This is a genomic window from Alteromonas sp. KS69, assembly GCF_003989595.1.
Lineage (GTDB): Bacteria > Pseudomonadota > Gammaproteobacteria > Enterobacterales > Alteromonadaceae > Alteromonas > Alteromonas naphthalenivorans.
The window spans coordinates 23,886-46,035 of the sequence record NZ_PYHU01000008.1 but is presented as its reverse complement, the minus strand read 5'-3'; the positions used below and the strand labels follow the sequence as shown (position 1 = coordinate 46,035).

The 22,150-nt window shown below is 43.3% G+C and carries 14 protein-coding genes; 12 read left to right on the top strand and 2 right to left on the bottom strand.

Going from position 1 to position 22,150, the window contains the following annotated elements:
* Positions 1–57 precede the first annotated feature (57 nt).
* From C7Y69_RS07395 to rmf, 11 genes are all read left to right on the top strand, one after another.
* On the top strand, positions 58–2,121 hold the full coding sequence (locus C7Y69_RS07395; RefSeq protein WP_013784076.1) for a DUF1302 domain-containing protein: 2,064 nt from the start codon (positions 58–60) through the stop codon (positions 2,119–2,121).
* A gap of 12 nt (positions 2,122–2,133) precedes the next feature.
* A complete protein-coding gene (locus tag C7Y69_RS07390) occupies positions 2,134–3,501 on the top strand; it encodes a DUF1329 domain-containing protein (protein WP_126872272.1) in 1,368 nt (455 codons plus the stop codon).
* A 78-nt stretch (positions 3,502–3,579) separates the two neighbouring features.
* On the top strand, positions 3,580–4,626 hold the full coding sequence (locus C7Y69_RS07385) for a WD40/YVTN/BNR-like repeat-containing protein (RefSeq protein WP_126872271.1): 1,047 nt from the start codon (positions 3,580–3,582) through the stop codon (positions 4,624–4,626).
* Between the two features lie 15 nt (positions 4,627–4,641).
* A complete protein-coding gene (locus C7Y69_RS07380) occupies positions 4,642–6,960 on the top strand; it encodes an efflux RND transporter permease subunit (RefSeq protein WP_013784079.1) in 2,319 nt (772 codons plus the stop codon).
* Positions 6,961–7,132: 172 nt separating this feature from the next.
* Positions 7,133–11,971, top strand: coding sequence for an NAD-glutamate dehydrogenase (locus C7Y69_RS07375; RefSeq protein ID WP_126872270.1), 4,839 nt, complete (start codon positions 7,133–7,135; stop codon positions 11,969–11,971).
* Between the two features lie 77 nt (positions 11,972–12,048).
* Positions 12,049–13,056 carry a quinone-dependent dihydroorotate dehydrogenase gene (gene pyrD / locus C7Y69_RS07370; protein ID WP_041452863.1) on the top strand — a complete coding sequence of 336 codons (1,008 nt, stop codon included), beginning with the start codon at positions 12,049–12,051 and terminating at the stop codon, positions 13,054–13,056.
* A gap of 75 nt (positions 13,057–13,131) precedes the next feature.
* Positions 13,132–15,273: a bifunctional 23S rRNA (guanine(2069)-N(7))-methyltransferase RlmK/23S rRNA (guanine(2445)-N(2))-methyltransferase RlmL gene (rlmKL, locus tag C7Y69_RS07365; RefSeq protein ID WP_126872269.1), complete on the top strand. Its 2,142-nt coding sequence runs from the start codon at positions 13,132–13,134 to the stop codon at positions 15,271–15,273.
* Positions 15,270–15,503: a glutaredoxin family protein gene (locus C7Y69_RS07360; RefSeq protein ID WP_013784083.1), complete on the top strand. Its 234-nt coding sequence runs from the start codon at positions 15,270–15,272 to the stop codon at positions 15,501–15,503. The genes rlmKL and C7Y69_RS07360 overlap by 4 nt, the downstream gene beginning before the upstream one ends.
* The gene (locus C7Y69_RS07355; RefSeq protein ID WP_126872268.1) at positions 15,500–17,440 is read left to right on the top strand and encodes an ABC transporter ATP-binding protein; all 1,941 of its coding nucleotides are present in this window, start codon (positions 15,500–15,502) and stop codon (positions 17,438–17,440) included. The genes C7Y69_RS07360 and C7Y69_RS07355 overlap by 4 nt, the downstream gene beginning before the upstream one ends.
* A 12-nt stretch (positions 17,441–17,452) precedes the next feature.
* On the top strand, positions 17,453–19,219 hold the full coding sequence (locus C7Y69_RS07350) for a DUF3466 family protein (protein ID WP_126872267.1): 1,767 nt from the start codon (positions 17,453–17,455) through the stop codon (positions 19,217–19,219).
* Between the two features lie 303 nt (positions 19,220–19,522).
* The gene (rmf, locus tag C7Y69_RS07345; RefSeq protein WP_013784086.1) at positions 19,523–19,699 is read left to right on the top strand and encodes a ribosome modulation factor; all 177 of its coding nucleotides are present in this window, start codon (positions 19,523–19,525) and stop codon (positions 19,697–19,699) included.
* Positions 19,700–19,778: 79 nt separating this feature from the next.
* Here the strand turns inward: rmf and fabA are convergent, their stop codons facing one another.
* Complete coding sequence (fabA, locus tag C7Y69_RS07340) at positions 19,779–20,297, bottom strand: bifunctional 3-hydroxydecanoyl-ACP dehydratase/trans-2-decenoyl-ACP isomerase (protein WP_057791803.1); 519 nt, start codon at positions 20,295–20,297, stop codon at positions 19,779–19,781.
* A gap of 131 nt (positions 20,298–20,428) precedes the next feature.
* Here fabA and C7Y69_RS07335 point away from each other — a divergent pair, with 131 nt between their 5' ends.
* Positions 20,429–20,704: a hypothetical protein gene (locus C7Y69_RS07335; protein WP_013784088.1), complete on the top strand. Its 276-nt coding sequence runs from the start codon at positions 20,429–20,431 to the stop codon at positions 20,702–20,704.
* A gap of 124 nt (positions 20,705–20,828) precedes the next feature.
* On the opposite strand, the gene C7Y69_RS07330 is transcribed toward C7Y69_RS07335, so the two are convergent.
* On the bottom strand, positions 20,829–22,142 hold the full coding sequence (locus C7Y69_RS07330; protein ID WP_126872266.1) for a DASH family cryptochrome: 1,314 nt from the start codon (positions 22,140–22,142) through the stop codon (positions 20,829–20,831).
* Positions 22,143–22,150: the final 8 nt, after the last annotated feature.

Here is a 22,150-nt window from a genome sequence, read left to right as displayed (position 1 = left end):
GTTATGGTTGATCACGATGTCACGCAGCCTTGTGCGTCGACTAGGGAGTATAAAAATATGATAAATAGGCCTCGCGCTTTTAAGATGTCACCTGTTGCTGTAGGTGTGCTAACCCTATTGGGTGCTGCCGCACTTCCTGCTAATGCCGCTAATTGGCAAGTAGGAGACGTTAGCATTTCTCTTGATTCTACAATCACTGCTGCCACGAGTATTCGTACTGAATCTAGAGATTACAGTCTTATCGGAAACAGTAATCACGCACAGTTTGATTGGTCAGGTTACCATGCTGCATTCAATCCACTTTATCCTAGTAGCGACGTTTGGGCGTTAGCTGACGGCGGTTATTCGACCAATGGCGACTTAGGAAATCTATCTCACGACCCAGGTGATGCATTTGCAACACAAATTTCAGGAAACCATGAGCTAGATATTAACTTTGGCGATTTTGGTTTCTTCGCACGTGGTTTCTGGTTTTACGACTTTGAACAAATGGATGGTGACCGTCCTAATTCAAATGCCATTACCGGTGTTCAATATGATCACTGCCAAGATCCAGAAGCAGAAGATTTATTGTGTAATGATGTGCGTCTTTATGATGCCTTCTTCTATGGAGATTGGTGGATTGGTGACAAACCTCTAACACTTCGAGTCGGACGCCAAGTTATCAGCTGGGGTGAAAGTACCTTTATTCAACATGGTATCAACACAACAAACCCAGTAGACGTTACTCGTGCTCGTGCACCAGGTGCGGAACTTAAAGAAGTATTTATTCCAGTGGGCATGGTTTACGCCTCATTGGGACTAAGCGATACATTAAGTGTATCTGGTTACTATCAATATGAATGGGAACGCAGTTGGTTGCCTGTATCTGGTAGTTACTTCGCGGGTAATGACTTTGCAGGTGAGGGCGGTCAACGTCAAAACATCCAGCTAGGTTTCAGTGGTAACCCTGATATCGATTTAGATCACTTGTTAACTGCACTTAATGGCTACGGTGATTTGTTACGTGCTGGCGGTAATTCTGCTGATATTGCCTCTGCCTACTTAGCATACCCTACTAAAGTGGCTATTCGTGGCTATTCAGATGAGGCGCATAAAGATGCCGACGACCAAGGTCAATACGGTTTACGTGTTACGTGGTTTGCTGAGGCATTGAACGAATCTGAAATCAGTTTCTACCACATTAACTACCATAGCCAACGTCCACTTATCTCTGGTGTAACGTCTGACTTTACCGCCGAAGGTATTGCGTCAGACTTAGCCTTCATTGCAACTAACGAAGTGACGCGCGATAACCTTACTGAGCTGGGTGCATTCACCCAATCTGAGTTTTATTATCCAGAAGACATTAAGTTATACGGGGTGAGTTTTAACACCAACGTTGGCACTACCGCGCTAGCCGGTGAATTTGCTTACCGTGTTGATGAACCGCTGCAAATTGACGATGTTGAGCTACTCTATATGGGTATGCCTGAACAATTGGCTAATGCAGGCCTTCGCCCAGATTTAGAAGGTATATCGCAATTAAACAATATTGGCCGAGCGGTAGGACCAGGTGAAACAACTGAAGGCTTCTTGTTCTCAGACACTTGGCAGATGCAATTAACCGCTTCACATGTGTATGGCCCTAAGTTTGGCGCAGATAACTTCGTGCTTTTAGGTGAGCTAGGTTATGTGAACATTGTTGATATGCCAGACCCAGACGTGATTCGTTTGAATGCTCCGGGTACAGCGCGTACACCTTCACTTGAACCGACAGCCGATGGAAATAGCCGTGAAGGGCTTCACGTTGGTCTTTCCGACGGTCCAGAAACTAACCCGTTTGCCACTGATGACGCATGGGGTTATCGACTACTGGCCGTTGCTGATTGGAACGATATTATGGCGGGCGTTAACCTTCGAGCCCGTGCTACGTTCTCTCACGATGTAGAGGGTACAACACCAGACCCTCTTTATGTTTTCACTGAAGATGTTAAATCTGCGGCACTGGCGCTAACGTTCGACTACTTAAGCAAGTGGTCAGCAACAGCTTCATATAGTGCATTCTGGGGTGGTATTGGTACCACTAATGCATTGTCAGACAGAGATTTTATTTCGTTTAACATCAAGTATTCAATCTAAAGAGTGATGTATATGATTAGAAAAATAGGAATTATTGCCGCAGCGCTTTCAATAGCGCTAACAGGTGCAAGTGTTCACGCTAAGGTTTCTGAAGAAGATGCCAAGAAGTTAGGCGGTGAACTAACGCCTATGGGCGCTATACAAGCAGCGAATGCTGACGGAAGCATTCCCGCATGGACGGGTGGTATTACATCAGCACCTGAAGGCTATTCGGTAGGCGATCACCATCCGAACCCGTATCCAGGCGATAAAGTGTTGTTTGAGATAACAGCATCGAATTATAAAGAATATGCTGATTTCCTTTCTGAAGGTCAGAAAAAGTTGTTCGAAGCGTACCCTGATACTTACCGCATGCCGGTGTATCAAACCCGCCGTTCAGCATCTAACCCGCAAGCTATTTATGATGCGACTAAGGTTAATGCGACTAGCGCAGAATTACTTGATGACGGAAACGGCATAAAAGGCGCTGTGTTAGGTATTCCTTTCCCCATGCCTAAAACCGGTATGGAAGCGATTTGGAACCACATTTTGCGCTATCGCGGTGCGGCAGTTGAACGTAATGGTGGACAAGCTGCGGTAACCACTTCAGGTGATTACAACGTCATCGGTTTTGATGAACAGTTAATGATTAAGTATGCTGAAGAAGGGGCTACACCTGAAAAGCTAACTGAAGACAATATCTTGTTCATGTTCAAGCAAAAAGTGACTAAGCCAGCACGTTTGGCAGGTACTGCTTTGCTAGTACACGAAACCGTAGACCAAGTTAAAGAGCCACGTAAAGCCTGGACTTATAATACTGGTCAGCGCCGTGTACGCTTAGCCCCTAACATTGCTTATGATACGCCAGGAACAGCGGCAGATGGTTTACGTACCACTGACGATTTCGATATGTTTAATGGTTCTCCTAACCGCTATAACTGGAAACTCGTTGGCAAGAAAGAGATGTTCGTAGCCTATAATAACTATGCTCTGCATTCAGATAATGTAAGTTACGATGAAATTCTTCATGCTAACCACGTTAACCCTGATTTAACGCGCTGGGAAAAACACCGTGTTTGGGTGGTTGAAGCTACGTTGAAAGAGGGCTTCCGTCACATTTATCAAAAACGCGTATTCTTCATTGATGAAGATAGCTGGCAAATTCAAGTTGCTGATATGTATGATAATCGTGGCGAGTTGTACCGTGTTGGTGTAGCTTATGGAGTGAACTACTATGAAGTACCTACACAGTGGTCAACCCTAGATGCCTATTACGACTTAAACTCTCGCCGTTACTTGGCCATTGGTCTAGATAACGAAGAACAAATGTATGACTTCTCGATTCGTCCAAGAGACGTAGAGTTTACGCCTCAGGCGTTACGACGAGAAGGTAAACGCTAAGCGTTTTGTGTTAAGAAGGTTGGCAATGCCAACCGTTTTTGTTTTCAGACAATTAAATTTTAGGGAGAATGGTTAATCATGAAAAAAACCATTGCAGCGTGCATAACTGCAGCACTCGCAGCAAATTACTCCGTAACTGCTTCAGCAGAAGATGCCTATATTGCACCCTTAGTTGAACAGTCAGTTTTGCTAGATATTGACGCTGATAAATTTGTCGTTGTTGTCGGAGAACGCGGTCATATTCTTATTTCAGAAGATGGAACGGCTTTTAATCAAGTTGCTGTGCCTACCCAAGCTACACTCACTGCGACAACCGTGGTGGGCAATCATATTTGGGCGGTAGGCCATGATGCCACTATTATTCATTCTTCAGACAAGGGCCAAAGCTGGGAAATTCAGAATGTTCAGCCCGAGCTTCAACGTCCATTTTTAGATGTACTATTTTTCGATGAAAGTCATGGCATTGCTGCTGGCGCGTACGGGCTTTTTTACCGTACTACAGACGGCGGGAAAAGCTGGGAAACTGAGCGTCATGCTAGTTTACTAGACCCATACGATCGTGAATATTTGGAAAGCGTTAGAGAAGAAGACGAAGCCTTCTATCAGCAAGAATTAGAATCTATTTTACCTCATTTGAATCGTGTAACACGCGATGGCGAAAAGCTATACCTTGCTGGAGAAGCGGGTTTATTAGCTAGCAGCGACGATAAGGGGAAAAATTGGGAACGCTTTGACGTTGACTACACAGGCTCATTTTTTGATATTAGAGCCCTTGATGAATCAACGCTACTGGCTGTAGGTCTTCGCGGCAATATTTTTGTCATGCGTGAACAAGGTGAATGGGAATACGTAAATTCTTGTTCAACCAGTACATTAAACTCAATTTTACTGTCCGATAACGACACGGTTGTTGCTATGGGTAACAACGGTATGATGGTGTCAGCCACTCGTCCGCTACCTGTCAGTGATCACGACCCATACGCTAATCCTGCAAACTGTAAGCCTGCAAAAGGTATTACAGTGACGCAGGTTGAAGATAAAGCTGCCATGTTAAATGCCGTTAGCTTTAATGGCCACACCATAGCTGTTACCGCGAATGGTATAAAAACGCTAAATACAAAGTAGGGTGGTTTCGCTTTTATGACCCATTTCATTGAACATCTTGTTTTCTCTAACCGTAAATTAGTGGTAGCCCTTTTTGCTATCGCGACGGTTTTTTTAGGCTTTCAAGCATCGCAAATGCGACTTGATGCTGGTTTTGAAAAAAATATTCCGCTTAATCATGAGTACATGAAAACCTATATTGAACATCGCCAAGACTTCGGTGGTGCGAACAATATCTTAGTTTCTGTTTGTGATAAGAACGACGATATATTCAATCAGAACTTTTTCGATACGTTAAAGAATGTACACGACCAACTATTTTTCATAAATGGTGTGAACCGTTCTCTCGTTATTTCATTGTTTTCTCCTTCTACCCGCTTTACTGAAATTGTAGAGGGCGGATTTGCTGGCGGGCCGGTTATTCCAGCAGACTTTAATTCAGCAAACCCAGCTGCATTAGATTTAGTGGCTGCGAATATTGAAAAAGCCAATATTGTTGGTCGTCAAGTAGCCAGCGACTACAGCTGTGCCATGGTGACCGCGCAGTTACTGGATATCGACCCACAAACGGGTGAGCCGTTAAATACACTTGCGTTAGCGGCTGAGCTTGAAGAGCAACTTCGCGGTCAATATGAAAACGAAAATATTTCTATTCATATTATCGGGTTTGCCAAGATGATTGGTGATGTGGCCGACGGCGCTAAAGACGTACTATTGTTTTTCGCCATCGCTATCGCGATAACGGCCGTCATGGTGTACTTCTTCTCTCGCAGTGTCATGCTTACTATATTGCCACTACTGTGTTCAGTGATTGCCGTTATATGGCAGCTTGGTCTATTGACTTCGTTAGGCTTTGGTATGGACCCTATGTCTATTCTGGTGCCGTTCTTAGTTTTCGCTATTGGTGTAAGTCATGGCGTACAAATGATTAACGCGGTAGAAAAGCGTGCGGTAACAGGTATAGGGGCAAAACGCGCGTCTATGGCCGCGTTCAGAAGCTTGTTGGTACCAGGTGGTATAGCATTACTTTCTGACACCGTCGGGTTCATGACCTTATTGGTTATCGATATAGGTATCATCCGTGAGCTGGCTATTACAGCAAGTATGGGTGTTGCCGTTATTATTTTAACCAACCTAATGCTGTTACCGGTGCTCATGAGCTTCTTAAAACTTGATAAGAAGTACGTTGATAAGTTTGCAGGCAAAGAAAATAGTAACTCTCGCTTTTGGGCTATTATTTCTGCGTGTTCACGGAAAAAACCAGCAGCCATTATTCTTATTGTTACCGCCATATTGTTCGGTTTTGGGCATTACCAAGCACAAAACATGAAGATAGGTGATTTGCATGCCGGCGCACCAGCGCTTCATGAGTCTTCACGTTATAACCAAGATACCTTCTTGATTACTGACAAGTATGAAGTCACGGTGGATTACATCTCTATTCTGGTAGAAACCACGCCTGAAGCTTGTACGTCTCACGGCGTAATGAAAGCGATGGATGATTTCCAGTGGAAGATGGAGAACGTTCCAGGTGTACAATCTGCTGTATCATTAGCTTCAGTGGCTAAGATAGTGAACGCGGGTTACAACGAAGGGAATGTTAAATGGCAGGTATTACCTCGCAATCAACAAACCTTGGTGCAAGCTATTTCCCGTGTGCCTACCTCATCGGGCCTATTGAATGGTGATTGTTCTGTCATGCCGATTATTCTGTTTATGGAAGATCACAAGGCAGAAACCATTTCTCGTGTGGTAGATGCAGTAAAAGACTTCCGTAGTGAATATGAGACTGATGATATGTCGTTTAGTCTAGCGTCAGGCCCAGTAGGGGTGATGGCGGCGACGAACGAAGCAGTAGAGGCTGCACAAGATCCAATGATGGTTTATGTCTTTGGTGCCGTTATTGCCCTATGCTTAATTAGCTTCCGCTCTATACGTGCAACATTAGTAGTGGTTATTCCGCTGTATGTTGTCTCAGTATTAGCACAAGCGCTAATGACGTATTTGCAAATAGGCCTTACGGTATCAACCTTGCCGGTTATTGCACTAGGCGTAGGTATCGGTGTTGATTATGGTATTTATATCTTGTCGACCAAGAGCCTTATGCTTAAACAAGGTGCCACAGTGCAAGAAGCTTATTTGGCTGCACTTAAAGAGCGTGGTAGTGCGGTGTTATTCACCGGTATTACACTGGCAATAGGTGTGAGTACTTGGGTATTCTCTTCACTTAAATTCCAAATGGATATGGGTATTTTGTTGACCTTTATGTTCGTGGTGAATATGTTAGGAGCAATTATCGTACTTCCAGCGCTAGCGAGATTCTTGTGGTGGAATCGAAACGACCCCGGTGCATAATATTTTTGCATAGCTAATCATAAAAAAGGGCCGTAAGGCCCTTTTTTGTATGCGTTTTTTGCATAGTTATCTATGCTGTTAATATTAGGTTAAAAAGGGGCTTTCAATACCTCTCAGTTTTAGCGAAAATAGCCGCGCAACTTAGCACTTACGACATTTATAAGGTTAACTAATGACAGTCACCTCACAGCGACACTCAGTACTGCTAGATAATGTATTTGCACTCATTGAAAAAAAGGTGGATGCCCAGCAGAAGTCACTCGTGCAGCAATTCGGACGCCTGTTGTATAAAAATATCTCAAGTGATGACTTAGAAGATCGCAATGACAGCGATTTATATGGCGCCACTTTAAGCTTATGGAATGGGCTTGCTAAATTTGATAATTCAGCACCCTACATTCGTGTTTTCAACCCAGAAATCGAAAAACATGGCTGGCACTCAAGCCATACCATTGTTGAAATAATTGTTAGAGACATGCCGTTTCTTGTCGATTCGGTTCGTATGTCACTCAACCGGTTAAATATAACCGCACATTTGTTTTTGCATAGCCCAATTAGAATAAAACGAAATGATAAAAACCAAGTGGTGGAATTTGCTGAGCCTGGCAAGGCAGTGGAAAATACCAGAAAAGAAACCGTAATATTTATTGAGGTTGACCATCAAAGTGCGAAAAAAGACATTGATGAATTAACGAAAGAATTACATTCAGTGGTAGACGAAGTGTCGTTGGCGGTTAAAGACTGGCAAGAAATGACCACTAAGTTAGAAACCGTGGTTAAAGACAGTACGAAACTAAACTGGCCTGGGTCTGCTGATGAAAAGAAACAAACTAAAGCTTATTTGCAATGGTTAAGCGATCACAACTTTACCATGATGGGCTATCGTTATTACGAAGTGAAGGCTATAGAAGGCGACCATCGCTGGATACCCTCTAACGATACAAGTTTAGGGTTATTGAAAAACTCAATTAACGACAGAGAACGTCTTTTGTCGAAACTGCCAGCCAGTGCAAGAGCAGAAGCACTAAGCCAAAGTCCGTTGATTTTGACCAAAACCAACTCTCGTTCACGTGTACATCGTCCCGCGTTTATGGATTATGTCGGCGTAAAAGCGTTTAACAAAGACGGGCAAGTTGTGGGTGAACACCGTTTCCTTGGCCTCTATTCTGCGTCTTTCTATAACCAAAGTGTGACGCAGCTTCCTATGCTGAGAGAGAAAATTCAGCGTATTTGCGATTTATCTGGGTATGAACCAGGGACGCATGCGTTCAAAGCCTTTGTGAATATTGTTGAAACTTATCCACGTGATGAACTATTGCAAACACCCGCGGAAGAGTTAGCTCACATTGTAATGGGTATTTTCCAAATGCAGGAGCGGGGCATTTCACGCTTATTCATTCGCAAAGATGTGTTTGGCCGTTTCTTCTCTTGTATGGTGTTTGTGCCACGTGAACGCTACAACACACAATTAAGAATTGACACTCAGGCGTTATTAAAAGCGTCGTTAGGCGCAAAAGAAGAAGTTGAATTTACCACTTTCTTTTCAGAATCTGTGTATGCAAGAACCCATTACATTGCCAGAGTGAACGACAACAATGCGGAATTTGATGTGAAGGAAATTGAAAATAATATCATTGAGCTAACCAAGACCTGGAGTGACAGGCTTGCTTCATCAATTAGTGCCGCTCACGGAGAAGCCCAAGGTAAAGCCCTTGAGCGCAAATATGGCAATGCGTTTTCACGTAGCTATATGGAACAGAACTTACCGGGTGATGCCCTTGTTGATATTGGTAAAATTGAACAGTTAGATGATGATCATACTCTCGACATGCTGTTTTATCGTCCTCAAGAAGAGCAGTCTGACAGCCAGATAGTGAAGCTTAAGTTGTTCCATCGTGCTGAACCTATTCATCTTTCCGACGTATTGCCCATGCTTGAAAACTTTGGTTTGCGTGTTATCGATGAAAGCCCGTATAAAATTACCTGTCCAGATGGTTTAAGAAACTGGGTGATGGATTTCACCATGTTACATAAAAGTGGCCAACACTTTGACATGGAGCGTGCTCAAACGCTGTTTCAAGATGCTTTTGCGAAAGTATGGAATAACGATTTAGAAGATGATGCATTCAACCGCTTAATATTGGGTGCTAATTTAACGGGCCGTAAAGTCACTATTTTACGTGCATACGCAAAATACATGCGTCAAACCGGCAGTTCATTCAGTCGTGATTACATTGCGAACACCTTGGCGAATTACCCTGATATTGCCCGCCTGTTGGTGGAGTTTTTCGACCAGCGCATTAATCCGAAGAAGAAACGCAGTGCGAAGAAAGAAGAAGCGTTACTTGATAACATTAAAACCCAGTTAGACAGCGTGAGTAACTTAGATGACGACAGAATTATTCGTCGTTATTTAGATATGATGTCGGCAACCCTTCGCACCAACTTCTATCAGCCCGATGAAGCAGGCAATGAAAAATCTTATGTGTCATTTAAGATGCTGCCTGAAATGATCCCTGATATGCCATTGCCACTGCCTAAATTTGAAATTTTTGTATATAGCCCGCGTTTAGAGGGTGTGCATTTACGTGGCGGAAAAGTAGCCCGTGGTGGACTTCGTTGGTCTGATCGCCAAGAAGATTTCCGTACAGAAATCTTGGGCTTAGTAAAAGCCCAGCAAGTAAAAAATACGGTTATCGTGCCCGTAGGTGCTAAAGGGGGTTTTGTTTGTAAGAAACTACCTGTTGGCGAAGGCAGAGAAGCTATACAAGCAGAAGGCCAAGCGTGTTATCGCACCTTTATTACTAGTTTGCTTGATATCACTGACAATATTGTTAACGGTGAAATAGTACCGCCTAAAGATGTGGTGCGACTAGATGAAGATGACCCGTATCTGGTTGTGGCGGCCGATAAAGGCACCGCGACTTTCTCTGATATCGCTAATGGTATTGCTGATGAATTTGGCTTTTGGTTAGGTGATGCTTTTGCTTCAGGTGGCAGTGTCGGTTATGACCATAAGAAAATGGGTATCACTGCACGTGGTGGATGGGAGTCTGTTAAGCGTCACTTCCGTGAAATTGGTATCGATTGCCAAACCACAGAGTTCACTGCGGTGGGTGTGGGTGATATGGCGGGAGATGTATTTGGTAACGGCATGCTTTTATCTAAGCACACCAAGTTAATATCGGCGTTTAACCATTTACACATTTTCTTCGATCCCGACCCAGATGCAGCTGCAAGTTATAAAGAACGTGCTAGGTTGTTCGAAAACCCACGGTTAAGTTGGGAAGATTACGATTCCACATTGATTTCAAAAGGTGGCGGTATCTTCAGCCGTTCCGCGAAATCGATAAAGCTAACCCCAGAAATGAAAAAGTGGTTAGGTACCCGACAAATGTCGATGACACCAAACGAACTTATCCATAACATTTTAAAAATGCCCGTGGATTTGCTTTGGAATGGTGGCATCGGGACTTACGTTAAAAGCTCAAAAGAGTCTCATGCCGAAGTGGGCGACAGAGCCAATGACGATTTACGTTTAAACGGCAAAGACGTACAAGCCAAGATTGTAGGCGAGGGCGGTAACTTAGGCTTAACACAGTTAGGTAGAATTGAGTATGCAGCGTCCGGTGGCCGCGTAAACACTGACTTTATTGATAACGTAGGGGGTGTAGATTGCTCCGATAACGAAGTTAATATCAAAATCTTGCTTAACAGTGTGGTTAACGACGGTGAACTTACGGTTAAACAGCGCAACAACTTACTGCACGATATGACCGACGACGTATCCCGTATTGTGATTAAAGATTGTTACCGCCAAACTCAATCTATCTCGATTACTGAGATGTCAGGCGTCAGCCTATTGAAAGAACAGCTTCGCTTTATTCACGGCTTAGAGCGTGAAGGGCAACTTAACAGAGAGCTTGAGTTCATTCCTAGTGATGATGAAATTTCGGATAGAGTGGCATCAGATCGTGGTCTTACTCGACCTGAACTTAGTGTCTTAATCGCCTATGGAAAAATGGTGTTAAAAGATGCACTGAATATTCCTGAAATCACTGATAACCCTTATCACGGTAAATTGCTGCTTCAAGCTTTTCCTGAAGTATTACGTGAAAAATTCAGTACACATATGCAGCAGCATCCACTTAGAAGCGAGATTATTGCCACTAAATTAACCAACAATATGGTTAACGATATGGGCCTTAATTTTATGTTCCGTATTCAGGAAGAAACCGGCGCGAGCGTTGATGACGTTGCTAATGCTTACGCTATCGTGCACGGTATTTTTGATATGGAAACGCTATGGAGCCGTATTGAAGACCTAGATAACGTTATTTCTGCTAAGCTACAGCTTAAGATGCTAGATGAAGCTCGCCGCATTATGCGCCGCGCCGCACGCTGGTACATTAGGCATGGCAATAAAGCCTTGTCTATTGAAGAGGCCATTGCGAGCTATCGTGAAACCTTCAATAACTTATCTAAGAATCTACAGAATTATTTAGTAGAAGCCGAGTACTCACTGCTAGAAGAGAAAACAAGTACCTATGTGTCGCAAGATGTACCGAAGGATATTGCGTACCAAGTGGCCAGCTTCTCTAATATGTTCTCAAGTTTCGATTTAGCACACGTGGTTGCAGCTGAAAAACGTAACGTTGATGTTGTTGCGCGCTTATACTTCCAGCTAGGGTCTAAACTTGAATTGCATTGGTTCTTAGATCAAATTAACAATCAAGCAGTCAGCAACCATTGGCAAGCACTAGCCCGCGCGTCTTACCGTGAAGAATTGGATTGGCAGCAGCGTTCAATTACCGCTAATCTTCTTCAAATAAACCCAGAGGCTAGCGATGCAGACAAAATATTGGAAGATTGGATGCAGAGCAATCAAGTGCTGTTGAAGCGCTGGTATCATATGATGTCAGAGTTTAAGACCAGCACGACCCACGAATTTGCGAAATTTTCTGTCGCATTACGTGAATTGATGCTTTTAAGCGTGAAGTCTAGCCATTAGAATACACGCTATCAAAAATGACGAAGCCCTGTGAAACAGGGCTTTTTTATACCAAATACAAGCGAAAAAAAACACCTATGCAATCATTAGTGCAAAAACTGTTGCTTCAATGCGAACCTGAAAAAAGCCATGACTTTACTATCAACTGGTTAAATAAAACGCAACACACGCCGTTGAAGTGGGCTTACAGCACCACGACAATCAAAAAGCCAGTGACGATTGCAGGTATAACCTTTGATAATCCTGTGGGTTTGGCGGCAGGCCTAGACAAAAACGGTGATTGCATAGATGCATTTGCTGAAATGGGGTTTGGTTTCGTAGAAATTGGGACGGTTACACCACGCCCGCAAGCGGGTAACCCTAAACCTCGATTATTCCGCATTCCTGAAAAACAGGCCATCATTAACCGTATGGGTTTTAACAACAAAGGCGTTGATCACTTAGTGTCTCAAGTGAAAAAAGCCCAGTTTAAAGGCCCCATTGGTATCAACATTGGTAAAAATAAAGATACTGATGATGCGAAAGCACTTGATGATTACCTTATTTGTTTGAACAAGGTTTACCCCTACGCCAGTTATGTGACTATCAACATTTCTTCACCCAATACCCCTGGGCTTAGAAACCTCCAGTATGGCGAAGCGCTAGATGCGTTACTGGTAGGCCTTAAAGCTGCGCAAGAAACCCTAACTCAAACTCACGGTAAATACGTACCGCTATTTATAAAAATTGCACCGGATTTATCAGATGGCGAAATACAAAGTATTGCTCAATCGTTACTGTCTAGCAAAATGGATGGCGTTATCGCTACCAATACCACACTGTCCCGTGAAGCTGTTCAAGGGTTGAAGCATGCTGATGAAATGGGTGGGCTGAGCGGTTCTGTCTTAACCGACATGAGCTTAAACGTAACAAAAAAGCTATCAAGTGCCCTTGATAGAGCAATCCCTATCATAGGTGTGGGCGGTATCGATTCTCCTGAGACCGCAAAAGCACGTTTAGATGCAGGAGCATCGTTAGTTCAGGTATACTCTGCGTTCATCTATCAGGGGCCCGACCTCGTTAAACGCATTGTAAAAGCGCTATAATTAGCGAAAGCGACACATTACAGTTTTATACACTCAAGCGTGTGTCAATAAACACACGCTCTATCAGGTAATTGAATGAATACTATTCTGGCAACAACCAGCCGCGGTCTTGACGAACTCCTTAAGCAAGAAATACTCAATTTATGCCCAGGTGCAGAAATTAAACAGTCTCCGGGCATGTTGCAGTTTGAAGGAAGCAAAGAAGACGCTTATAAACTTTGTCTTTGGTCCCGTTTAGCTAACCGCGTTATTTGGATCTTAGGCACAGGAAAGGCAGGTAATGCTGAAGAGTTGTATAAGACAGCCATGGATATTGATTGGCAGATGCATATGGAATCTCGCCACACGTTGTCAGTGCAATTTATTGGGACCAACTACGAAATTAAGAACACGCAATTCGGCGCAGTTAGAATTAAAGATGCCATTGTTGACCAATTCGTAGAAGAAGGCCAAGCTCGACCTTCGGTTGAACGCAAAATGCCAGATTTTCCTGTTTATGCCAGACTTCAACGAGACAATGTGATTATTGGCCTTGATATGGCCGGTGCAAGTTTGCACCAACGTTCATATCGTCAAGAAACCGGTGATGCTCCACTTAAAGAACATATTGCCTGTGCCATGCTAATGCGCAGTGGTTGGACCGAAAACATGGACAAGCCCCTTGCTGACATGATGTGCGGTTCGGGTACTATTGCCATAGAAGCGGCCTTCATGGCACGTAATATTGCTCCTGGCATAAAGCGTGAGTATTGGGGCTTTAGCAAATGGCTAAGCCACGATGCCGCATACTGGGATTCGTTGGTAAATGATGCCATTGCGAACCAAACAGAAAGTAAGAGCGAAATCTTCGCTGCCGATTACAACCGCAGAATGATTGCCATTGCCAAAGATAACGCCGATTATGCAGGCGTTTTTAACGATATTAAATTCAGTAATCAAGATGCCACTAAGTCGTCACCGCCGGTTGCGACCCCAGGTTATATGGTGTCTAACCCACCTTACGGTGAACGTTTAGGTGAACTAACGGCTCTTATTCCGCTTTTCAGCGAATGGGGTAAGCGCTTTAAAGAAGCATGGAAAGGCTGGCACGTTTCACTGCTTAGTAGCAACCGTGACTTATTGCGTGTTTTAAAATTACGAGCAACCAAAGACTACGGGATGAATAACGGTAAGCTAGAGTGCCGTTTAGTGAACTATGTGTTAAGCGAAGAAAACACGGTTCAATTTTCTGAAGATGCGTCGAATCATGAATTTGCTAATCGCTTAAAGAAAAACCTTAAGAAAATGAAAGGTTGGATCAACAAAGTTGATACCAACTGTTACCGTATTTACGATGCCGACTTGCCCGATTACAACGTGGCAATTGATAGGTATGGCGATTGGTTGGTAGTACAAGAATACGCGCCGCCTAAAACAGTGTCGGAAGACAAAGCTCGTAAACGCTTGCAAGAAGTGTTGCTTTATTTGCCTGGCGTGACCGGTGTTTCGCCTAAGCAAATTGTACTTAAAGTACGCAGCCAGCAAAAGGGAACTAAGCAGTACGAAAAAATTAACCAGTCTGGCACCATGATGGAAGTTTACGAAAACGGTGCGCGCCTATTGGTGAACTTGACTGACTACTTAGATACGGGGCTATTTCTAGATCATAGAAACACCCGTCAAAAAGTTATGCAGCTTTCAAAGGGTAAAGACGTGCTTAACCTGTTTGCTTATACCGGCAGTGTATCTGTGTTTGCAGCTAAAGGTGGCGCGAAATCAGTGACAACCGTTGATATGTCTAACACCTATTTAGACTGGGCGAAAAAGAATGTAGCGCTTAACAAGTTAAATGGGCCACATGCTTTTGTTCAAGCTGATTGCACGTCATGGTTAGGCGATCATAAGGGTAAATACGACTTAATCTTTATCGACCCACCTTCGTTCTCGAATTCTAAACGTATGCAAAGCACGTGGGATGTACAGCGTGACCACGTTACTATGCTAACAAATGCTAGAAGCTGTCTAAATGAAGGCGGCACGTTAATTTTCTCTAACAACAAACGTGGCTTCAAGTTAGATGAAGAGGCGTTGCAGGAGCTTGGTTTTAGTATTGAAAATATTACCCAAGAAACCATTCCAGAAGACTTTTCCCGCCGTGCAAACATCCATAAGTGCTGGATCCTTTCGTTATCAAAGGAAGCGTTACCAAAAGAAGCGTTATCAAGAGAAGCTTTATGAAAATAGTGTTTTACACGGGGCCTCAGTGTAGCTTGTGTGATTTAGCCGACATTGAGTTGGCTAATACGCAGCAGTTTTCTTCGTTAAACGTCGAGAAAGTAAATATTCGTAATAGCACCGACTTGTATCATTTATACGGTGCTCGTATTCCTGTATTAAAACGGGAAGACAATGGCGCAGAAATAGGCTGGCCATTTGATACCAACGCATTGGAGACATTCTTACAGTGAGTATTTTGCAGTTAAAGAACATCACTGTCATCTACGGTAACCCCCCTTTATTAGATGGTGTTGAACTGATCGTTCAACCCAAAGAGCGTGTGTGTTTAGTAGGCCGAAATGGCAGTGGTAAATCCACCTTAATGAAGGTGATTTCAGGTGATGTGATAGCCGATGACGGACAGCGCATCATAGAAAGCGACACGATAATTGCTCGATTAGAGCAAGATCCGCCTCAAACCACCGACGTTACGCTTTTTGATTACGTTGCTGAAGGCTTAGCAGATGTAGGCGACACCATTAAGGCTTATCATCATCAGACTAAGTTAGTGGCTGATGACCCTAGTGAAGCTAACTTAAATCGTTTGCAAACTTTGCAGGAAACCTTGGAAGCCCGTGATGCATGGCAATTTGAGCAACAAATAGAACAAACGCTCACCATGCTTAAATTAGAGCCTGATATTTCATTGTCTACTTTATCAGGTGGCTGGCGACGTAAAGCGGCACTTGCACGCGCATTGGTTCGTTCACCTGATTTGCTGTTGCTTGACGAACCCACCAACCACTTAGATATCGAAATGATTCGCTGGTTGGAAAGTAGTTTATCTAATTACAACGGCGCCATTGTATTTGTAAGTCACGATAGGGCATTTATCCGAAATATGGCAACCCGTATTGTTGATTTAGACCGTGGTGGATTAACCAGTTACCCAGGCAACTACGAAACCTACTTAGAGAAAAAACAGCAAGATCTTGAAGTAGAAGCTGCGCATAACGCCGAGTTTGATAAGAAACTGGCGCAAGAAGAGGTGTGGATACGCCAAGGCATAAAAGCCCGTCGTACCCGCAACGAAGGCCGTGTACGTGCATTGAAAAAGCTGCGTGACGAACGTAAAGCCAGACGTGCAGTGCAAGGTAACGCGGTGGTAAGTCAGCACCAGGGCACGCGCTCGGGCAAAATGGTGTTTGAAGTGACCGACTTAGATTACGCCATTGGCGGTAATCAAATTGTGAAGGGACTAAACCTTAATGTACTACGTGGCGATAAACTTGCACTTGTTGGACCCAACGGTAGCGGTAAAAGTACGCTGATTAAGTTGTTATTAGGTGAAATAACACCCGATAACGGCAATTGTAAGCAAGGCACTAATCTTGAAGTCGCCTATTTTGACCAACACCGCCATGGGTTAGATTTGGAACAAACCGTGATTGACGCGGTAGGTGATGGTAAACGTGACCTTATGGTTAACGGGCATCCAAGGCATGTTATTAGTTATCTGCAAGATTATTTGTTCTCACCTGAGCGAGTAAATGCGCCTGTGAAGTCACTGTCTGGCGGTGAGAAAAACAGGCTAATGTTGGCCAAACTTATGCTCAAGCCTAGTAACTTACTAGTGCTCGATGAGCCTACTAACGATCTTGATGTTGAAACGCTTGAGATGTTAGAAACCCTTTTAAATGAGTATGCTGGCACTGTTTTGCTGGTAAGTCATGATAGGGAATTCGTCGACAATGTTGCTAACAGTTGTGTCGTATTTGAAGGCGAAGGCTTTTTACGGGAGTTCATTGGTGGCTTCACAGATGTAGAGAGCTGGTATAAAGATCAGAATGCTAAACGTCAACAAGTCATTAAAGACGAAAAAGCCAAAGTAAAGAATGAAACTAATTTAAGTTCGAATAGTCCTAGTGCTAAGTCTTCTCCCCGTAAGACGAAAAAGTTATCATATAAAGATCAACGAGAACTTGAATCGCTGCCTGCAGATATTGAGCAGTATGAAAATGAATTAGCGGAAATGCAGTTGTTAGTTAACGACCCTGAATTCTTTAAAAAAGGGAACGATGAAACTGCAAAAACCTTAGCTCTGTTAGCAGAGAAAGAACAAGCCTTATCCCAGAAATATGCGCGCTGGGATGAATTAGAAAGTATGCTGGAAGATAATCAGCAGTAAATAGGATTTTAGATGAAACGAACTCAGCTTGCCGTCGCCGTTCTGTTGGCAACAGGTAGTGTTTCGGCAATGGCCGAAACCTACACCGTGACACCACTTCCTTTGCAGGATGTTGGTCAAAATACCTTCGCCCGTTCAATTGATAATACCGGTAAAATGTTATCAATGGTGCAGTTGGAATTTAACCCACCTGTTGATGTAGAACAGTTAGAAGAAGACACTAGTTTCTTTACCTCGTTTTCAGGGGCTCTTGAAAATGAAGATGATGCTTTGCAGGGTGTCTTCACTGACGCCGACTACACTTTAGTTGTTAACTACCTTTTATCTAATCAAACCGCTTCTACGGGCCAAAAGTTAGCGAGCTATAGAACCTACTTAACTGATACCACTGACATTAGTTTGGTGCCAGGCTTAGACGAAGTTACCGACAAGTTCGACGATTACACACAGTCTGTAGAGGCTGGCGGTCGCGATAGTGTAAGCGGTAATTTTATCGTTGGTGACTCTCCGGGTATAGTAGTCCTCGATGAGTATGAAAACGAAGATGGCGACACGATAAACTACACCTACTCAGAACTGGCTCAACAAGCTTTTGTTCAGACAACTAATGGAACTAAAATCATTCCACCGGTAGACGATACTCTTGGTGGATTTGCCTCTGCTCGCGCAGTAAATCAAAACCTCCAAGTAGCAGGTTTCAGCTCAGTGAGCTTCCTGGATACCGTCGACGATGCAATAGAAACGTGTGAAGAAGATGAAACCCGTGGCGATTTGCCAGAAGGGCGTTGCTTCTATAGCATTTACAATGGCGAATTCAACGTTCCGCGTATATCCAGTTATTTTGTGACAAACTCTACCAGCTTTATGTCGAGCTTTATGCTGTCTTCAGAAGTGAACGCCACTGTTTGGCAACTTGATGTTAATGGTGAAGTCATCAGTACCGACACGTTCCCGTTATTATTTACCCCTGAAGAAGACGATACTAGTCACTATTTCTCTTACGCCTATGATATTAATGAGCAAGGTATTGCGGTAGGTGAAGCGTTAACGGGTGATGCGGTTACTATTACACGCCCGAACTCTTCTGGCTTAAACGAAAGTGAACGTGTCGCTACCGTATTTAGAGATGGTGAAACCGAAGAGTTGCTTCCTCGAGAAGAAAATTTACTTAGCCAAGCGATGGCGATTAACGATAACAACTGGGTAGCAGGTGCAGTGTTACGTGAGTCGAGTGATATCGCGCGTTCTCGTTTGTTCGCATACAACTTAGATACCACTGAGCAATTGTACCCAGATGGTTTCTTTGCGACTGCCGGCGTACAAGCAAATGCCATCAATAATAATAATATTATTGTAGGTAAATCAGACTACGATGCGACATCCGATACGGTTCGTGAAACGCACGCGTTCATGTTCGATATTGAAACCGAAGAATTTCTAGATTTAAACGATTTAACGCCGTGTGACAGTGAATACACATTGCTAGAAGCTATCGATATTAACGATAATGATGAGATTATCGCTAATGCGCGTATTCGTTCAACCAGTAAATATAGTACAGGTGTTGATATAATTAACACAGAAGGTGAAACCGTAGAAATTGATGCTATTGTTGCTGTGAAATTATCACCGACTGGTGGCACGATTGACGATTGTAGTATTGATGACGACGGCGAAGAAGTTGATGATAGCTTCGAGCGTAGTGGCGCTTCTACGGGCTTATTTGGCTTAATGGCGCTAAGTTTACTGGCCATTTTCCGTCGCAAATTGAAGAAATAATCAATTCGCTCTACTTTTAGTTATTTTTCAAAGGCCGCTCGTTAATAGCGGCCTTTTTTATTGCTAAAAGATTTAAAAATTGAAATATATATGCCCAAAAAGTGTAATATAAAATTCATCTATGTTTCATAACATTACCAAATGTCAATGCACTCTTTACAATAATTATGTTGAACCATTTTGCACATTGCACTATCACAGTAGTGTGCACAATGACTTTTCCGCCACTATCAATTGAAAAACGATGTATTGGGCCCGAGAGAGAATTTGTAGCACATCCTACAAAGTTAAAGAGGCTAATCAATGAAAAGACAAAAAAGAGATAAACTGACACGCGCCCATTCAAAAGGGTATCAAGCTGGTATTAGCGGTCGTTCAAAGGATATCTGTCCTTTTCAACAGAATGACGCTCGGTCGGAATGGTTAGGAGGCTGGCGCGAGGCGGTAGAAGACAGGCACGTAGGTCTTAGTGTCAAATAACGTCTTCTCTCTTAGAAAGTGATTAAGCAATGAAAAAGCCCCAGTAATGGGGCTTTTATCGTTTTGACGCTGTTATTAGCTAGAAGTTAGATGTGTCTTGGAACAAACCTACTTTAAGATCTTTCGCAACGTAGATTTCTCTACCATCTACTTCAACAGAACCATCCGCCATTCCCATGAAAAGTTTACGTTTGATAACACGCTTCATGGTGATTTTGTAAGTAACTTTTTTGGCAGTAGGCAGTATTTGGCCTGTGAATTTCACTTCGCCCACGCCAAGAGCACGCCCTTTACCTGGCCCATCGCACCAGCCTAAGAAAAATCCGACCAGCTGCCACATAGCATCTAAACCCAAGCAACCAGGCATTACAGGGTCACCTGGGAAGTGACAATCGAAAAACCAAAGATCTGGCGTAATGTCTAACTCAGCAATTATTTCGCCTTTACCATGTTCACCGCCATCTTCAGTAATAGAAACGACACGATCCATCATTAGCATGTTAGGGGCGGGTAGTTGGCTGTTACCTGGGCCGAACATTTCGCCGCGGCTGCATGCTAATAAATCTTCTTTGTTAAAACTATTTTTTCTGTCTGACATTCCCAACTCGTTGTTTTTTAAATTCGCGGTGCTAATTTAGCGAACACTTGTAAGCTAAACAACTCCGAACAGTCATTTTTCTAAATAAAAACGCGTGTTAAACTCGAATTACCAACGAGCTAGTGATTACTATGACAGAAAATACGAAAAACAGCACAATAAAAGAAAAAGCAAAAGCAAATGCTGATAAGCAACGCCGCTTTCGAGAACGTCAACGAGATGCAGGGAAAAAGCTTGTGAGAGGCTATGTTTCTCCAGAAGCTAAGCTTTGCTACGACGAAATTAGAGAGAAAACAGGGTGGAGTGATAGTGAAGCCGTGTCTAACTCAGTACGTTTGATGTATGCCGCTTACAAATGTGGCCAAATTAAATTGCTTAATGAGTGGTTACGTAAAAACAACCGATAACCCGTTTTTACTGCTCTTGACTGGGTTACACGTAACCAAAATGGCTGAATTTGCTTCCCGCAGGCTACGCATAACTTGAAAAAGAGGCTAGCTAGTGGGTATGTTTACGTAACAAATAAAGGTGTTAATCTAGCCATTTCGCACAGAAGTCACCTTTCGGGTCGTAAATTTCGGTTTGTTTCTGCAAGTTAAATTGCCGGTTCTCTCGGGGGTCTGTACCTACGCCAGCCAGGTACAACCAGTTTCCCCAATTGCTAGCCACATCATAATCTAACAATTGACTCTCGAACCAAGCCGCACCATAGCGCCAATCTTGCCTGAGTTCATTCACAAAGCAACTTGCCACCAATTGTCGACCTCGGTTAGACATATAACCCGTAGACGCCAGTTGACGCATACACGCATCAACAATAGGGTATCCCGTTTGTCCGTTACACCAACCAACAAATACTTCATGGTTGTGGCTGGTATTAGGCGTTTTTGATTTTATGCCATCAAACTGGAACCACTTTGGTCCAAACTTCTGTTGAAGCCAATAAAAATACTCACGCCAAAGCAATTCAAAATAAATCCAATAGGTTGAATCATTTTTAACGACATTTTGTTCGTACTGTTTAACTTCTTGAATTACATACCGCGCCGATAGCGCACCCGTGGCTAACCACGGCGACAGTTTTGTACTGTCGCGCCAATTATCTAATGCGTTTCGCGTTTCTTTATAGCTCGCTGCCACTTTCCATTCGAATAAATAACTGTTTAAGTGAGAGAGTGCAGCGTCTTCGCCTCCAACGAATGAGCCTTCTGTTTGATTACGTGGAGGTCGACGGTTAAGCGTATATTGGCATTCAGCGTCAATATCTGGCGTGAAAGGGGTAGGCAATGCGGTTAACGTTGCAACAGGTTCACAGGGTTTTATTGCAGATTCAATTTTACGCTTAAAAGGGGTAAAGACATCCGGCATGACTTCAAGATTAAAAGGAAGGTCATTTTGATTGAAAAGCGAGCTAGATTCGCCTGTCACTATTTCGATATTAGGAAAAAAACGAGAAACCGCTTCTACTTCTCTGCGCTCGTTATAGCCTCCGTGTTCAGTAACACCAATGTGCGTATAAGCATTAGATGAGAGCAAAGACACGAGTAGTTCAGGAGTTTGGCCCTTTAAGGTCAAAATAGAGTGACCCAAAGCGCTCGCTTTTTCGTTTAATGCTTCTATTGTATCTATAAGAAAGTTAAAACGATGCTCACCAACGGGTTGAATACCGTAAGAGTTTGGTACAAACCAGCTGTCGTCTATTATAAAGAGAAGCGTTAATTCGTCTACTTGCTGACAAAGCGATGATAGCACCACTTGGTCGTGAAAACGTAAGTCGTGGCGAAACCAAAACAAGCCTCTTGTAGGTCTTGCTGAATCACGTATCACATGATTATCCAGTAACATAGGGTTCC

What these genes read in the sequence shown, in the direction of transcription:
- C7Y69_RS07350 (WP_126872267.1), top strand. Translation starts at nt 17,453, where the DNA reads ATGAAACGAACTCAGCTTGCCGTCGCCGTTCTGTTGGCAACAGGTAGT.
- pyrD (WP_041452863.1), top strand. Translation starts at nt 12,049, where the DNA reads ATGCAATCATTAGTGCAAAAACTGTTGCTTCAATGCGAACCTGAAAAA.
- C7Y69_RS07385 (WP_126872271.1), top strand. Translation starts at nt 3,580, where the DNA reads ATGAAAAAAACCATTGCAGCGTGCATAACTGCAGCACTCGCAGCAAAT.
- C7Y69_RS07360 (WP_013784083.1), top strand. Translation starts at nt 15,270, where the DNA reads ATGAAAATAGTGTTTTACACGGGGCCTCAGTGTAGCTTGTGTGATTTA.
- fabA (WP_057791803.1), bottom strand. Translation starts at nt 20,297, where the DNA reads ATGTCAGACAGAAAAAATAGTTTTAACAAAGAAGATTTATTAGCATGC.
- C7Y69_RS07390 (WP_126872272.1), top strand. Translation starts at nt 2,134, where the DNA reads ATGATTAGAAAAATAGGAATTATTGCCGCAGCGCTTTCAATAGCGCTA.
- C7Y69_RS07380 (WP_013784079.1), top strand. Translation starts at nt 4,642, where the DNA reads ATGACCCATTTCATTGAACATCTTGTTTTCTCTAACCGTAAATTAGTG.
- C7Y69_RS07335 (WP_013784088.1), top strand. Translation starts at nt 20,429, where the DNA reads ATGACAGAAAATACGAAAAACAGCACAATAAAAGAAAAAGCAAAAGCA.
- C7Y69_RS07395 (WP_013784076.1), top strand. Translation starts at nt 58, where the DNA reads ATGATAAATAGGCCTCGCGCTTTTAAGATGTCACCTGTTGCTGTAGGT.
- rlmKL (WP_126872269.1), top strand. Translation starts at nt 13,132, where the DNA reads ATGAATACTATTCTGGCAACAACCAGCCGCGGTCTTGACGAACTCCTT.
- C7Y69_RS07375 (WP_126872270.1), top strand. Translation starts at nt 7,133, where the DNA reads ATGACAGTCACCTCACAGCGACACTCAGTACTGCTAGATAATGTATTT.
- rmf (WP_013784086.1), top strand. Translation starts at nt 19,523, where the DNA reads ATGAAAAGACAAAAAAGAGATAAACTGACACGCGCCCATTCAAAAGGG.
- C7Y69_RS07330 (WP_126872266.1), bottom strand. Translation starts at nt 22,142, where the DNA reads ATGTTACTGGATAATCATGTGATACGTGATTCAGCAAGACCTACAAGA.